At 49.7% G+C, this 13,805-nt stretch carries 14 protein-coding genes and 1 other annotated feature; of the genes, 10 read left to right on the forward strand and 4 right to left on the reverse strand.

Annotated elements, in window-relative coordinates:
* Nucleotides 1-73: 73 nt before the first annotated feature.
* The 9 genes from GZ59_RS10280 (at nucleotide 74) to ihfA (ending at nucleotide 8,895) form a co-directional block, all read left to right on the forward strand.
* Nucleotides 74-1,450, forward strand: coding sequence for an amino acid permease (locus tag GZ59_RS10280; protein ID WP_011093975.1), 1,377 nt, complete (start codon nucleotides 74-76; stop codon nucleotides 1,448-1,450).
* Nucleotides 1,451-1,729: 279 nt separating this feature from the next.
* On the forward strand, nucleotides 1,730-3,658 hold the full coding sequence (gene thrS / locus GZ59_RS10285; RefSeq protein ID WP_011093974.1) for a threonine--tRNA ligase: 1,929 nt from the start codon (nucleotides 1,730-1,732) through the stop codon (nucleotides 3,656-3,658).
* A 2-nt stretch (nucleotides 3,659-3,660) separates the two neighbouring features.
* Nucleotides 3,661-4,203 carry a translation initiation factor IF-3 gene (gene infC, locus GZ59_RS22885; protein WP_011093973.1) on the forward strand — a complete coding sequence of 181 codons (543 nt, stop codon included), beginning with the start codon at nucleotides 3,661-3,663 and terminating at the stop codon, nucleotides 4,201-4,203.
* Nucleotides 4,204-4,298: 95 nt separating this feature from the next.
* Entirely contained in the window at nucleotides 4,299-4,496 is a 198-nt protein-coding gene (gene rpmI, locus GZ59_RS10295; protein WP_005968897.1) for a 50S ribosomal protein L35, read from the forward strand.
* Nucleotides 4,497-4,539: 43 nt separating this feature from the next.
* On the forward strand, nucleotides 4,540-4,896 hold the full coding sequence (gene rplT / locus GZ59_RS10300; RefSeq protein WP_005968887.1) for a 50S ribosomal protein L20: 357 nt from the start codon (nucleotides 4,540-4,542) through the stop codon (nucleotides 4,894-4,896).
* Between the two features lie 99 nt (nucleotides 4,897-4,995).
* Nucleotides 4,996-5,119: a sequence feature (Phe leader region), on the forward strand.
* Entirely contained in the window at nucleotides 5,001-5,045 is a 45-nt protein-coding gene (pheM, locus tag GZ59_RS23505; protein WP_106120997.1) for a pheST operon leader peptide PheM, read from the forward strand. (Overlaps the previous feature by 45 nt.)
* Nucleotides 5,120-5,208: 89 nt before the next feature.
* Complete coding sequence (gene pheS, locus GZ59_RS10305; RefSeq protein WP_011093972.1) at nucleotides 5,209-6,192, forward strand: phenylalanine--tRNA ligase subunit alpha; 984 nt, start codon at nucleotides 5,209-5,211, stop codon at nucleotides 6,190-6,192.
* 14 nt (nucleotides 6,193-6,206) lie between these two features.
* The gene (gene pheT / locus GZ59_RS10310) at nucleotides 6,207-8,594 is read left to right on the forward strand and encodes a phenylalanine--tRNA ligase subunit beta (protein ID WP_039291606.1); all 2,388 of its coding nucleotides are present in this window, start codon (nucleotides 6,207-6,209) and stop codon (nucleotides 8,592-8,594) included.
* A gap of 4 nt (nucleotides 8,595-8,598) precedes the next feature.
* The gene (gene ihfA, locus GZ59_RS10315; RefSeq protein WP_009112984.1) at nucleotides 8,599-8,895 is read left to right on the forward strand and encodes an integration host factor subunit alpha; all 297 of its coding nucleotides are present in this window, start codon (nucleotides 8,599-8,601) and stop codon (nucleotides 8,893-8,895) included.
* Between the two features lie 41 nt (nucleotides 8,896-8,936).
* Here the strand turns inward: ihfA and GZ59_RS10320 are convergent, their stop codons facing one another.
* The 4 genes from GZ59_RS10320 to nadE form a co-directional block, all read right to left on the reverse strand.
* On the reverse strand, nucleotides 8,937-9,371 hold the full coding sequence (locus GZ59_RS10320; RefSeq protein ID WP_039291608.1) for a nitrous oxide-stimulated promoter family protein: 435 nt from the start codon (nucleotides 9,369-9,371) through the stop codon (nucleotides 8,937-8,939).
* Nucleotides 9,372-9,508: 137 nt separating this feature from the next.
* Nucleotides 9,509-11,227 (reverse strand): ABC transporter ATP-binding protein, encoded by a 1,719-nt coding sequence (locus GZ59_RS10325; protein WP_039291611.1) that lies wholly within the window; start codon nucleotides 11,225-11,227, stop codon nucleotides 9,509-9,511.
* 114 nt (nucleotides 11,228-11,341) lie between these two features.
* Nucleotides 11,342-12,229, reverse strand: coding sequence for an aromatic amino acid DMT transporter YddG (gene yddG / locus GZ59_RS10330; RefSeq protein ID WP_039294945.1), 888 nt, complete (start codon nucleotides 12,227-12,229; stop codon nucleotides 11,342-11,344).
* A gap of 143 nt (nucleotides 12,230-12,372) precedes the next feature.
* On the reverse strand, nucleotides 12,373-13,197 hold the full coding sequence (gene nadE / locus GZ59_RS10335; RefSeq protein ID WP_039291613.1) for an ammonia-dependent NAD(+) synthetase: 825 nt from the start codon (nucleotides 13,195-13,197) through the stop codon (nucleotides 12,373-12,375).
* 225 nt (nucleotides 13,198-13,422) lie between these two features.
* Between nadE and osmE the strand changes: the two genes are divergently transcribed.
* On the forward strand, nucleotides 13,423-13,752 hold the full coding sequence (osmE, locus tag GZ59_RS10340) for an osmotically-inducible lipoprotein OsmE (RefSeq protein WP_011093966.1): 330 nt from the start codon (nucleotides 13,423-13,425) through the stop codon (nucleotides 13,750-13,752).
* Nucleotides 13,753-13,805: the final 53 nt, after the last annotated feature.

The following is a 13,805-nucleotide window of genomic DNA, read 5'->3' on the forward strand; positions in this document are numbered from 1 at the left end:
TATTTTATGCTGATGGCGTGAGTAGGTATTGATATAAAAATGAAGAAAGCTTTACAGGAAGCACAAAAACAACATGGCAAATGATCAACAGGAACTGGTTTTAAAACGAGGGTTAAAAAACCGACACATTCAGTTGATTGCGCTGGGTGGCGCTATTGGTACAGGATTGTTTTTAGGGATATCGCAGACTATCCAAATGGCGGGGCCGTCCGTCTTATTAGGCTACGCTATCGCCGGAATGATTGCGTTTCTGATTATGCGACAGCTGGGTGAGATGGTGGTGGAAGAGCCGGTAGCGGGTTCGTTTAGCCACTTTGCTTTTAAATACTGGGGTGATTTTGCAGGTTTTCTGGCCGGCTGGAACTACTGGGCGATGTTTATTCTGGTCGGGATGGCAGAACTGACGGCCGTAGGGATTTATATCCAATATTGGTGGCCTGATACACCGACTTGGCTGTCCGCAGCGATATTCTTTGTGCTGATTAACCTTATCAATCTGGTTAATGTGAAGATGTTTGGGGAAACAGAATTTTGGTTCGCTATTATCAAAGTACTTGCCATTGTCGGGATGATTGTCTTCGGCAGTTGGCTGTTGCTGAGTGGTAATGGCGGCGAAACGGCAACGGTACGTAACTTATGGATCCATGGCGGATTCATGCCGAATGGCGCAAGCGGATTGATCATGGCGATGGCGGTGATCATGTTTTCATTCGGCGGCTTGGAGTTAGTTGGAATCACAGCCGCTGAGGCTGCCGATCCGAAGCGCTCTATTCCTCAGGCGACCAATCAGGTGGTGTACCGTATCCTGATTTTCTATATCGGCGCATTGTCTATTTTATTGTCGCTCTACCCGTGGGGTAATGTGGTCGGAGGCGGTAGTCCGTTTGTCCTGATATTCCAAGCACTTAACAGCAATATAGTGGCGAACGTGCTCAACGTCGTGGTTCTGACAGCAGCGCTATCAGTGTATAACAGCGGCGTATATTGCAATAGTCGGATGCTGTACGGCTTGGCAAAACAGGGAAATGCGCCGAAATCTCTCGCTAAGGTCAATGCGCGCGGTGTGCCCGTTCGTTCAATCGCGCTGTCGGCGTTGGCGACATCGCTCGGTGTGGCGATTAACTATGTGATGCCGGGTAAAGCCTTTGAACTGTTGATGGCACTGGTGGTGTCAACGCTGGTGATTAACTGGATCATGATCTGCTTTGCACACCTGCGTTTTCGTCAGGCAATGATGGAGAAGGGGATTGTGCCCGCGTTTAAAGCTTTCTGGTATCCGTGGAGTAACTACCTGTGTCTGGCGTTTTTGGCGGGGATTTTGGTGATTATGCTGCTGTCACCGGGGATTCGCATTTCGGTAATGTTAATTCCGTTCTGGATTGCCGTTATTTGGCTTGGCTTCCGGTTCTCCCGCAAAACCTATTCTCCCGCAAAAATAGTGCCGCGATGAAATCCACTCAAACGCAGTAAACGCTTTTGTGGCCTGTTCATTACGATGCAAAGATGAGCAGGCTACCCATCCGGCTTTAACACATAACTTATAAGGTGTATTATTGCCGCGACGTTTTCCATGTCACGCTAATGCGCACCTGCAGTCGTGTGCTTCATGTGTATATATTTCGCAGAGTACAGAGAAATAGCATGGTTAACACTTTTTGATTTTCAATTGATATGCGATTTTTGCATGTGAGCTTTCGTGTGGCTCACCACTGTAAATAAGGGAATTATAATGCCAGTTATCACCCTTCCTGATGGAAGTCAGCGTCATTACGACCACGCCGTTTCTCCCCTGGATGTTGCACTTGATATCGGTCCTGGTCTGGCAAAAGCCTGCATCGCCGGACGCGTCGATGGCGAGTTGATTGACGCCAGCGATAAGATCGACACTGATGCGCAGTTAGCCATCATCACCGCTAAAGATGATGCGGGTCTGGAAATTATTCGCCACTCCTGTGCGCACCTGTTGGGTCATGCGATCAAGCAACTATGGCCAGATACCAAAATGGCGATCGGTCCGGTTATCGACAACGGTTTTTACTATGACGTTGACATCGACCGTACCCTGACTCAGGAAGACATTGAGCTGCTCGAAAAGCGTATGCACGAGCTCGCTGACACCGACTATGACGTAATCAAGAAAAAAGTCAGCTGGCAGGAAGCGCGCGATGCGTTCGCTGCACGCGGTGAGACCTACAAAATTGCAATTCTGGATGAGAACATCAGCCACGATGATCGTCCGGGTCTGTATCACCATGAAGAATACATCGATATGTGCCGTGGTCCGCACGTACCGAATATGCGTTTCTGCCATCATTTCAAATTGCAGAAAACCTCCGGCGCTTACTGGCGTGGCGATAGCAAAAATAAAATGCTGCAACGCATTTACGGTACCGCGTGGGCGGATAAAAAGCAGCTGGCTTCTTACCTGCAACGCCTTGAAGAAGCCTCTAAGCGCGACCATCGCAAAATTGGCAAACAGCTTGACCTGTATCACATGCAGGAAGAAGCGCCGGGTATGGTGTTCTGGCACAACGACGGTTGGACGATCTTCCGCGAGCTTGAAGCGTTTGTACGTATGAAGCTGAAGTCGTACCAGTATCAGGAAGTGAAAGGTCCATTCATGATGGATCGCGTGATGTGGGAAAAAACCGGCCACTGGGATAACTATAAAGAAGCGATGTTCACGACTTCATCAGAGAATCGTGAATACTGCATCAAACCGATGAACTGCCCAGGCCACGTACAAATTTTCAATCAAGGATTGAAATCCTATCGCGATCTGCCGCTGCGTATGGCTGAGTTCGGTAGCTGTCACCGTAATGAACCGTCAGGCTCTCTGCATGGTTTAATGCGCGTGCGCGGTTTCACTCAGGACGATGCGCATATCTTCTGTACGGAAGAGCAGGTGCGTGATGAAGTGAACAGCTGTATCAAGATGGTGTATGACATGTACAGCACCTTCGGTTTTGAAAAAATCGTGGTGAAACTGTCTACACGTCCTGAGAAACGTATTGGCAGCGATGAAATGTGGGATCGCGCTGAAGCCGATTTGGCCGCTGCGTTGACTGAAAATAACATCGAATTCGCCTATCAGCCGGGTGAAGGGGCGTTCTACGGCCCAAAAATTGAATTTACCTTGCATGACTGTTTGGATCGTGCGTGGCAGTGTGGTACGGTGCAGCTCGACTTTTCATTACCGGGTCGTCTGAGCGCGTCTTACGTTGGCGAAAGCAACGAGCGTCAGGTGCCGGTTATGATTCACCGGGCTATTTTGGGATCAATGGAGCGTTTCATCGGTATTTTGACCGAAGAATTTGCTGGTTTCTTCCCAACTTGGTTAGCTCCGGTTCAAGTGGTTATTATAAATATCACCGATAGCCAGTCTGATTATGTCAACGAATTGACCCAAAAACTGCAAGAAGCGGGCATTCGTGTAAAAGCAGACTTGAGAAATGAGAAGATAGGCTTTAAAATCCGAGAACACACTTTACGACGTGTTCCCTATATGCTGGTTTGTGGCGACAAAGAGGTCGAGGCAGGAAAAGTTGCTGTCCGCACTCGTCGTGGTAAAGACCTGGGGAGCCTAGACGTCAGTGAAGTTATCAGTAAGCTGCAGCAAGAAATTCGCAGCCGTAGTCTTCATCAATTGGAGGTATAGGTATTAAAGGCGGAAAACGAGTTCAACCGGCGCGTCCTAATCGCATCAACAGAGAGATTCGCGCAAATGAGGTACGCCTGACAGGCGTCGAAGGCGAACAGCTGGGCATCGTAAGTCTAAATGAAGCATTAGAAAAAGCCGAAGAAGCAGGTGTTGATTTAGTTGAAATCAGTCCGAACGCCGAGCCGCCGGTTTGCCGAATTATGGATTACGGCAAGTTCCTTTATGAGAAGAGTAAGGCTACAAAGGAACAGAAGAAAAAACAAAAAGTTATTCAGGTCAAGGAAATCAAATTCCGACCTGGTACCGATGATGGCGACTATCAGGTCAAACTACGCAACCTGATTCGCTTTCTTGAAGATGGTGACAAAGCTAAAATCACACTGCGTTTCCGCGGTCGTGAAATGGCACACCAACAGATTGGTATCGAAGTGCTTAACCGCGTTCGTGACGATCTGAGTGAACTGGCAGTTGTCGAGTCCTTCCCATCGAAGATCGAAGGCCGCCAGATGATCATGGTGTTAGCACCGAAGAAGAAACAGTAAGGCATTCAAGTAGCAATGCCGTGCGGCCTCTGTATTGTACGGTTTTGTTCGCCTTATCTGATTCGTTTTATTAACAATGCGAAGTGGAAATAACAATGCCAAAGATTAAAACAGTACGTGGCGCCGCTAAACGCTTTAAAAAAACCGCCGGCGGCGGTTTCAAGCGTAAGCATGCTAACCTGCGTCATATTCTGACTAAAAAGTCGACTAAGCGTAAACGTCATCTGCGTCCTAAAGGTATGGTTTCCAAAGGGGATCTGGGCCTTGTGATTGCATGTCTGCCGTACGCATAAGTAACCTTTTTTTAATTCAGAATAAGACTTTAGGAGAGAGCATATGGCTCGCGTAAAACGTGGTGTAGTTGCCCGTGCACGTCACAAGAAAATATTGAAACAAGCGAAAGGTTACTACGGTGCCCGTTCGCGCGTTTATCGTGTTGCCTTTCAGGCAGTAATCAAAGCTGGTCAATACGCTTACCGCGACCGTCGTCAACGTAAACGTCAATTCCGCCAGCTGTGGATTGCACGTATCAATGCAGCAGCCCGTCAAAATGGCTTGTCTTACAGCAAATTCATCAACGGCCTGAAAAAAGCCTCTGTTGAAATTGACCGTAAGATCCTGGCTGATATCGCAGTATTCGACAAGTTAGCGTTCAGCGCTCTGGTCGAAAAAGCGAAAGCGGCACTGGCGTAAGTCAGTTAAGAGAGGGAGCTTTGGCTCCCTTTTTTCGTTAAGTACGACCATTATTTGTTATTTACAAGGCTTTTTATTATCCACATGATCAAGGTCACGCAAGTATGAACGCTGCTATTTTCCGTTTCTTTTTTTACTTTAGCGCCTGAACTCAGGGGGCTTTGCGCGTAAGAAAAGAAACGAAAAGTAGCGCTTAAGCCTCCCTCAGGGAGGCTTTTTTGTTTATAATTATCGGTTTTTACTATCGTTTTTAGTAAAACGACATTCTTCAATCATGACCGTTGGCCGCATAGGCAGAAAAAGAGGAACACAATGCCACATCTCGCAGAGCTGGTTGCCAAAGCCAGAACAGCTATAGAAGAGGCCCAGGATGTTGCCGCACTGGAAAATGTGCGTGTCGAATATCTGGGTAAAAAAGGTCACTTAACCCTTCAGATGACCTCGCTGCGCGAGTTGCCGGCTGAAGAACGTCCTGCCGCTGGCGCCGTTATTAACCAAGCTAAGCAAGACGTTCAGGACGCGCTGAATGCCCGTAAGCAAACGCTGGAATCCGCTGAGTTAAATGCGCGTCTGGCGCAAGAAACTATCGATGTCTCCTTGCCGGGGCGCACCATTGAGAATGGTGGTTTGCACCCAGTGACGCGCACCATCGATCGTATCGAAACTTTTTTCGGCGAGCTGGGTTTTTCGGTGGTTACTGGGCCAGAAATCGAAGACGACTATCACAACTTTGATGCGTTAAATATTCCAGGTCATCATCCTGCACGTGCCGACCACGACACGTTCTGGTTCGATGCTAAACGCCTGCTGCGTACACAGACTTCTGGTGTCCAGATCCGGACCATGGAAAAGCAGCAGCCACCTATTCGTATCATCGCGCCGGGCCGCGTTTATCGTAACGATTACGATCAGACCCATACGCCGATGTTCCATCAGATGGAAGGGCTGATTGTCGATAAAGACATCAGCTTCACCAATCTGAAAGGCACGCTGCATGATTTCCTGCGTAATTTCTTTGAGGAAGATTTGCAGGTTCGCTTCCGTCCGTCTTATTTCCCGTTTACCGAGCCATCCGCAGAAGTGGATGTCATGGGTAAAAACGGTAAATGGCTGGAAGTGTTGGGTTGCGGCATGGTGCACCCGAATGTCCTGCGTAATGTCGGTATCGATCCCGAAGTGTATTCCGGTTTCGCATTTGGTATGGGCATGGAGCGTCTGACGATGCTGCGCTATGGCGTGACCGATCTGCGTGCATTTTTCGAAAACGATCTGCGTTTCCTCAAACAGTTTAAGTAAGGCGGGTATACATCATGAAATTCAGTGAACTCTGGTTACGCGAGTGGGTAAACCCGGCAGTTGACAGCGAAACGCTATCCGAACAAATCACGATGGCCGGGCTGGAAGTGGATGGCGTTGAGCCTGTTGCTGGCGCATTCCACGGTGTGGTTGTCGGTGAAGTTGTTGAATGTGGGCAGCACCCGAATGCAGATAAACTGCGTGTGACAAAAGTCAATGTAGGCGGTGAACGCTTGCTGGACATCGTCTGCGGTGCTCCGAACTGCCGTCAAGGCCTGAAAGTGGCGGTAGCGACAGTCGGTGCTGTGTTGCCGGGTGATTTCAAAATCAAAGCAGCCAAACTTCGTGGCGAACCGTCTGAAGGCATGCTGTGCTCATTTTCCGAATTGGGCATTTCCGACGATCACGATGGCATCATTGAACTGCCAGCAGATGCACCGATTGGCACCGATATTCGTGACTATCTGAAGCTAGATGACAACGCGATTGAAATCAGCGTGACGCCAAACCGGGCGGATTGCTTAGGCATCATCGGTGTGGCGCGTGATGTCGCTGTGTTGAACCAGTTAGCGTTGAATGAACCGACTATTGAACCGGTTGCCGCGACGATTCAGGATACCTTCCCGATTCAGGTCGAGGCACCACAGGCATGTCCGCGTTATTTAGGCCGTGTTGTGAAAGGCATCAACGTTAAGGCCGCAACGCCGCTGTGGATGCGTGAAAAACTGCGTCGCTGCGGTATTCGTTCTATCGATCCCGTAGTTGACGTGACGAATTACGTTTTGCTGGAACTCGGCCAGCCGATGCATGCATTCGATCTTGACCGTCTCAACGGCAGCATTATCGTGCGTATGGCGGAAGAGGGCGAAACGCTGACGCTGCTGGATGGCAACGAAGTGAAGCTGAATGCGGATACGTTAGTTATTGCTGACCAACAGAATGCGCTGGCGATGGGCGGCATCTTTGGCGGCGAGCATTCCGGCGTCAATGAAGAAACGCAAAACGTTCTGTTGGAGTGTGCCTATTTTAACCCGCTGTCGATTACCGGCCGCGCACGTCGTCACGGTTTGCACACCGATGCTTCTCACCGCTACGAGCGTGGCGTCGATCCGGCGTTACAACACAAAGCCATTGAACGCGCCACTCGTCTGCTGATCGATATCTGTGGTGGCGAAGCGGGTCCGGTAGTTGATATCACCAGCGACGCTGATTTGCCAACGCGCGCAACGATTACGCTGCGTCGTGAGAAGCTGGATCGTCTTATTGGCCATGTGATCGCCGATGAGCAGGTGAGCGATATCCTGCAACGTCTGGGCTGTAACGTGGTGAAAACCGACGCTGGTTGGCAAGCGACTGCACCGAGCTGGCGCTTTGATATGGAAATTGAAGAGGATTTGGTTGAAGAAGTCGCGCGTATTTACGGCTACAACAACATTCCGAATATTCCGACTCAGGCTCCATTGATCATGACCTCGCATCGCGAAGCGTCGTTGGCATTGAAGCGCGTGAAGACATTATTAGTCGATCACGGCTACCAGGAAGCAATTACTTACAGTTTTGTTGACCCGAAAATTCAGGGACTAATTCACCCTAATGAGGCGTCACTGAGCTTGCCGAGCCCGATTTCCGTAGAGATGTCGGTGATGCGTTTATCGCTGTGGAGCGGCTTGCTGAGCGCGGCGGTGTATAACCAAAACCGTCAACAAAGCCGCCTGCGCCTGTTTGAAAGCGGTCTGCGTTTTGTACCGGATGCCAGTGCTGACTTGGGTATTCGTCAGGATCTGATGCTGTCTGGTGTGATTACTGGCACGCGTTATGAAGAGCATTGGGATCTGGCGCGTCAGGCCGTTGACTTCTATGATTTAAAAGGCGATTTGGAAGCGGTACTGGCATTGACGGGTAAGTTGGATGAGGTCGAATTCAAGGCTGAAAATAATCCGGCATTGCATCCAGGGCAAAGTGCTGCTATTTATCTGTGCGGAGAACGCATTGGATTTATTGGCGTTATTCACCCAGAACTGGAGCGCAAGTTGGATCTGAACGGGCGCACCGTGGTGTTCGAATTGTTGTGGGATAAGGTCGCAGACCGCGTATTGCCTGATGCGAACGAGATTTCCCGCTTCCCTGCGAACCGTCGCGATATTGCTGTTGTGGTAGCTGAAAATGTCCCCGCGGGAGATATTTTGGCCGAGTGTAAGAAAGTTGGCGCAAATCAGTTAGTTGGCGTAAACTTATTCGACGTGTACCGAGGGAAGGGCGTAGCGGAAGGTTATAAGAGTCTGGCTATCAGTCTGACCCTGCAAGATACCACGCGTACACTGGCAGAAGAGGAAATTGCCGCTACCGTTGCAGAATGCGTAGCAGCATTAAAACAGCGATTCCAAGCATCCTTGAGGGATTGAACCTATGGCGCTTACTAAAGCTGAAATGTCAGAATACCTGTTTGAGAAGCTCGGGCTGAGCAAACGGGATGCCAAAGAACTAGTCGAGCTGTTTTTTGAAGAAGTTCGTCGCGCTTTGGAAAATGGCGAGCAGGTCAAGTTGTCAGGTTTTGGCAATTTTGATTTGCGAGACAAGAACCAACGTCCGGGGCGTAACCCAAAAACTGGCGAAGATATTCCGATTACGGCGCGCCGTGTGGTCACGTTCCGTCCGGGGCAAAAGCTAAAAAGTAGGGTAGAGAACGCCTCTCCCAAAGAGTAACAGTGTCACCCAAAAAGGCCGCGTAAGCGGCCTTTTCCTATCTATACACTTTTCACTTTATCAGCGTCATTGTCTGCTGATGTAGCGTGCTGCGTTGCTAAACGAGCTGCTCGTCCGGTTGACGTCTTTGACGATGTTCCTCTTTTGGGATAATCCGGCACTGGCCGATGATCGTCAATCAAATGGCGTATCGCCAGAATCGGGTGGCGTAGCAACATTCGTGGCCCCGACCAGCGCATAATCGCTTTGATCGCCTCGCGTCTTGCGGGTTGATAGCAGTGAATAGGACAATGCTTACACGCGGGTTTATCTTCACCGAAATGACAACGCTCCAGACGCTTGATGGCGTAGCTGAATAAGTCGTTATACTGCGTACTAGCGTCGGTTTCAGGGTGGCGTTTTTCATACAATGCGATCATCAATCCGACGGTACGAATCTCCCGCTGTCGATATTTTCCCAGGGGTTTTCTCGCCATGTGCGTCATGTCCTGATGAAATCATAATAGATGCATTTTAAATGCAATTTATTGCAAGGGGAACCACTGAAGTCACATCTATGTTTAAAAGAAGGAGGGGAAAAGGCGAGGAGACCCTCGCCGAAGAAAGGTGGGAATCAGGCCTGGCCGAACTGTGCCTGATGTAGTCTGGCATAGATGCCACTTTGTTCCAGCAGTGTCTGGTGGCTACCTTGCTCAATGATACTGCCGTTATCCACCACCACAATACGTCCCGCGTTCTGTATGGTTGCTAGCCTGTGGGCGATGACTAGCGTGGTGCGCCCCGTGGAAAGCTCGCTGAGCGACTGCTGTATCGCTTGCTCCGTCGCGGTATCCAGCGCGGATGTTGCTTCGTCCAGAATTAGGATCGGCGGATTTTTCAGGAAAATTCGGGCAATAGACAAACGCTGTTTTTGCCCGCCAGAAAGTTTAACGCCGCGTTCGCCGACCATAGTATCCAGCCCCTCAGGGAGATTCTCGATAAGTTCATCTAACCTGGCTTGTCGTGCGGCTTCCATGATTTCGCCGTCGCTGGCGCCAAGTTTGCCGTAAGCGATGTTTTCCCGGATGGTGCCGCCGAACAGGAAGACATCTTGTTGTACGATGCCGATTTGGCTACGCAAGGATGCCTGTGTCATCTGGCGGATATCCATGCCGTCAATGGTGATGGTACCGTGGGTTAAATCGTAGAAGCGCGGTAACAGAGAACAAAGCGTGGTTTTGCCCGCGCCTGACGGGCCAACAAACGCGACTGTTTCCCCTGCGCGAACCGACAGGTCGATATTGCGCAGAATCGGGCGGTCGGCGGAATAACCAAAACTAACCTCATTAAACTGGATGTCGCCTTTCAACGGGCCGGCATCACGCGCATCGGGCGCATCAGCAATCTCGGGAATCGTATCGATCAGTTGAGTAAAGCGTTTGAATCCCGCAATGCCCTTGGGATAGCTCTCTAGCACAGAGGTAATTTTGGCGATCGGACGGAAGAAAACTTCAATCAGCAGCAGGAAGCCAATAAAACCGCCGTAAGTGAGCTCGCCCTGAATGACATACCAGATACCTGCTAGCATTACGATAAGCTGTATCAGGCGTGTGCTGAGGTAGCTGAGCGTCATGCTGGCTGTCATGATGCGATAGGCCTGCAATTTGGTACGGCGGTAGTTTTCGTTATCGTGAGAGAACAGTTTCTTCTCATGGGCTTCATTGGCAAAAGCCTTAACGACACGGATACCGCCCACACTCTCTTCGATTCGGGCGTTGAAATTGCCGACCTGACCGAAGAGTTGGCGCCAGGTTTCCGTCATGCGTGCGCCATAGCGGCTGACGAGATACCCCATGAAAGGCACGATAATAATCGTCAGCAGCGCCAGATTCAGGTGAACCGTTGCCATCAGAATGAACGCGCCAATAAACGTCATGATAGCGAGAAAGAGGTCTTCCGGGCCGTGGTGGGCGATTTCACCGACTTCTTCCAGATCTTTGGTGACGTGAGTGATGATATGCCCGGTCTTCATATTGTCGTAGTAACGGAATGGCAAATTTTGCAGATGCTCAAATGCCTGTCGACGCATGTCGGTTTCAATTCCCACGCCCAGCGCATGTCCCCAATAGTTGACGATGGCCATCAGCGCGGTATTCAGCAGATACACTGCCAATAGCGCCACCGACGCTAACAGGATCAGAGACCAATCCTGAGCTGGTAACAATTTATCGATGAACGCTTTAATCGCCATCGGAAACCCTAGTTCAAGCAGGCCAGCGATAATAGCGCAGCCAAAATCGAGGACGAATAACCCCTTGTAAGGGGAATAATACGAAAAGAAACGCCTTAACATGTATGACTTTTTTAGGTAACGAAATGTGAAGGTGACTATAACAGGTTAGCGAGAAGAATGTGACCGCGTGCAAATTAGGGTTTTTAGTGGCCGAGAAGCCCGGCCGAAAACGGATCAGCGAGTGGACGATCGTGTTGCATACCAACAAAGCAGTGAGCCGGCAGTTACCATTGCGACGCCTTGCCAGAACGAAATGGCCGGTGTGATGTTGAGCCAGAGCGCGGCCAGTAATGTGGAAAGCACGGGCGTAAAGTAAGAGGCGGTTGCCAGTAACGTCAAATTGCCATACTGAATACCGGCATTCCATGCTGAATAGGCCAATGCGGCTGAAGCACCCATAAAGAGCAATTCCAGCGAACTTGGCAACGTTAATGAAATTGGCCCTTCGGCACTGAAGGAATACTGAATCCATAACACGAGCGAAGCGATGAAAAAGAACAGCGACACGCCACTTTTTCCCTGCCCATAACGCTTGGTGATATTGCAGTATAGCGCCCAGGTCAAGGCCGCAGAAAATGCCAGGCTGTAGGCTAGCGGGTTAGCAAGAATGTTGTTCCACAGTAGCTCTGGCGTCCAGTCACTTTCTCCTTTCATAATCCACACGATGCCGCCCAGCGAGATCACGAGGCCGGGCCAGAGCAGGAAACGACTTTTCTGCTGATTGATAAAAAGAGAAAAGAGTATGGTTAAACTGGGCCACAAATAGTTAATCATCCCTATTTCCATCGCCTGCATGCGGCTATCGGCTAATCCGATGGATAGAGACAGAAATATTTCATAGCAGACAAATAGTGCACCGCCCGCGAACAAATAGATTCTGGGTAATGTTTTAATGCGTGGAAGACCATAAAAGACCAGTAGACACAGCGTGCTGGTGGAGTAAATCATCGCGGCGCCCCCAATGGGGCCGAGCGCTTCGGTCAGACTGCGAATAAGCCCAACGGATGTGCTCCATAGAATGATAGCCAGCAGGCCCGTGAGTGTGGCGCGCTGTGGCGTCATGTTTATACCCGTCATGCTTCACGTTGCCTGTGCGTTGGTTTTCCTGCCACTCGAATGATGAGGGAATCGATGAAGAGTGCGCAGAAGGAATCAATAGCAATCCGGACGCCGTATCTGCGTCCGGTGATATTCATAGCGATAGCTTACTGCCAGAAGTCATCAAAAACAGTAATCGGTGGGCGACGCTTGTGCTCGGTTTTGCGATACCAGTTTTCGATAGTGGCTGCATCACTAGCATCGATCTGCTTGCCTTCCAGATAGTCGTCGATCTTTTCATAGGTGACGCCCAGTGCGACTTCATCAGGGAGAGAGGGACGGTCTTCTTCCAGATCGGCGGTTGGGGCTTTCGTATAAAGATGAGAAGGGCAGCCAAGTTCGCGCAGCAGCGCTTTCCCCTGACGCTTGTTCAGTCGGAAAATCGGGTTGATATCGGTACCGCCGTCGCCGTATTTGGTGAAAAAGCCCGTTACCGCTTCTGCTGCATGATCGGTACCCACAACAAGTCCGGCATTCATACCCGCGATACTGTACTGCGCCTTCATGCGTTCTCTGGCTTTCTCGTTGCCTTTTACAAAATCGGAAAGTTCCACGCCAATGGCTCGTAAGGTGGCTTCACTGGATTCGATCGCGGGCTTGATGTTTACGGTTAATACGCGGTCAGGTTGGATAAAGGCGATGGCATCCTGACAGTCAGCTTCATCAGCCTGAACGCCGTAAGGCAGTCGAACAGCGATGAACTGATAGCGAGATGTCCCCGTTTCATTACGTAATTCCGTGATAGCCGTTTGGCACAGTTTGCCTGTCAACGTAGAATCCTGACCGCCGCTGATACCCAAAACTAACGACGTAATGAACGGGTGAGCATTCAGATAATTCTTTAAAAAATCAACGCTAACACGAATTTCCTGTGCTGGATCGATGCTGCTTTTCACGCCTAACGCAGTGATAATGTCGTTTTGTAGTGACATGCCATCTCCCTCCTGAACTTATTGATACTGCAAAAGAATTATTACGATTGCTTGAGTGTAAAACGAATCGACGTGAAGAAAAAGGACAAGCTGTCAGGTAGTCCTTTTCCCTATAGATAACCTGTTTTTGACTATCGACCAATATGTTACATACTCGCGTTATAATTTGAAAAAGTGGTCGCCGCCGACTAGCCTTAGTGTGACCCATAATAATGAGGTGATGAGATGAAGAATAATAGATTATTAGTGTGTATTGCGGCAGCTGGCGCTGTCCTGTTGGCGGGATGTACGGCTTATAACAAGGCAGAAAGCTATGTTAACGAGCCGGTGGTAAAAGATGTGAAAGTGGGAATGACGAAGCAGCAGGTCCAGCAACTTGCAGGCAGCGGAATGGAAAAACGGTTGGTGAATGCTAAGGGAACCTGTAGCGATTATCTGCTTAAGAACCGCGATGGTACCGCGCAGAACTATTTCGTGAGCTACAACGACACGGGCAATGTTCTCAATAAAGGTTTCCAGACTTGCCAGGCTTATGACACAAATCCACAGCGCTAAGTAACCTGATTGCACGAAATCGTCATCAAAAAGAGCATGTGAAGACGTCATAA

The sequence above is a fragment of the Pectobacterium atrosepticum genome (assembly GCF_000740965.1).
GTDB lineage: Bacteria > Pseudomonadota > Gammaproteobacteria > Enterobacterales > Enterobacteriaceae > Pectobacterium > Pectobacterium atrosepticum.

Bases quoted from the DNA above. Each gene is read 5' to 3' on its own strand.
- rplT (WP_005968887.1), top strand. From the start codon at position 4,540: ATGGCTCGCGTAAAACGTGGTGTAGTTGCCCGTGCACGTCACAAGAAA.
- GZ59_RS10320 (WP_039291608.1), bottom strand. From the start codon at position 9,371: ATGGCGAGAAAACCCCTGGGAAAATATCGACAGCGGGAGATTCGTACC.
- pheT (WP_039291606.1), top strand. From the start codon at position 6,207: ATGAAATTCAGTGAACTCTGGTTACGCGAGTGGGTAAACCCGGCAGTT.
- osmE (WP_011093966.1), top strand. From the start codon at position 13,423: ATGAAGAATAATAGATTATTAGTGTGTATTGCGGCAGCTGGCGCTGTC.
- GZ59_RS10280 (WP_011093975.1), top strand. From the start codon at position 74: ATGGCAAATGATCAACAGGAACTGGTTTTAAAACGAGGGTTAAAAAAC.
- thrS (WP_011093974.1), top strand. From the start codon at position 1,730: ATGCCAGTTATCACCCTTCCTGATGGAAGTCAGCGTCATTACGACCAC.
- pheS (WP_011093972.1), top strand. From the start codon at position 5,209: ATGCCACATCTCGCAGAGCTGGTTGCCAAAGCCAGAACAGCTATAGAA.
- GZ59_RS10325 (WP_039291611.1), bottom strand. From the start codon at position 11,227: ATGTTAAGGCGTTTCTTTTCGTATTATTCCCCTTACAAGGGGTTATTC.
- yddG (WP_039294945.1), bottom strand. From the start codon at position 12,229: ATGACGCCACAGCGCGCCACACTCACGGGCCTGCTGGCTATCATTCTA.
- rpmI (WP_005968897.1), top strand. From the start codon at position 4,299: ATGCCAAAGATTAAAACAGTACGTGGCGCCGCTAAACGCTTTAAAAAA.
- ihfA (WP_009112984.1), top strand. From the start codon at position 8,599: ATGGCGCTTACTAAAGCTGAAATGTCAGAATACCTGTTTGAGAAGCTC.
- nadE (WP_039291613.1), bottom strand. From the start codon at position 13,197: ATGTCACTACAAAACGACATTATCACTGCGTTAGGCGTGAAAAGCAGC.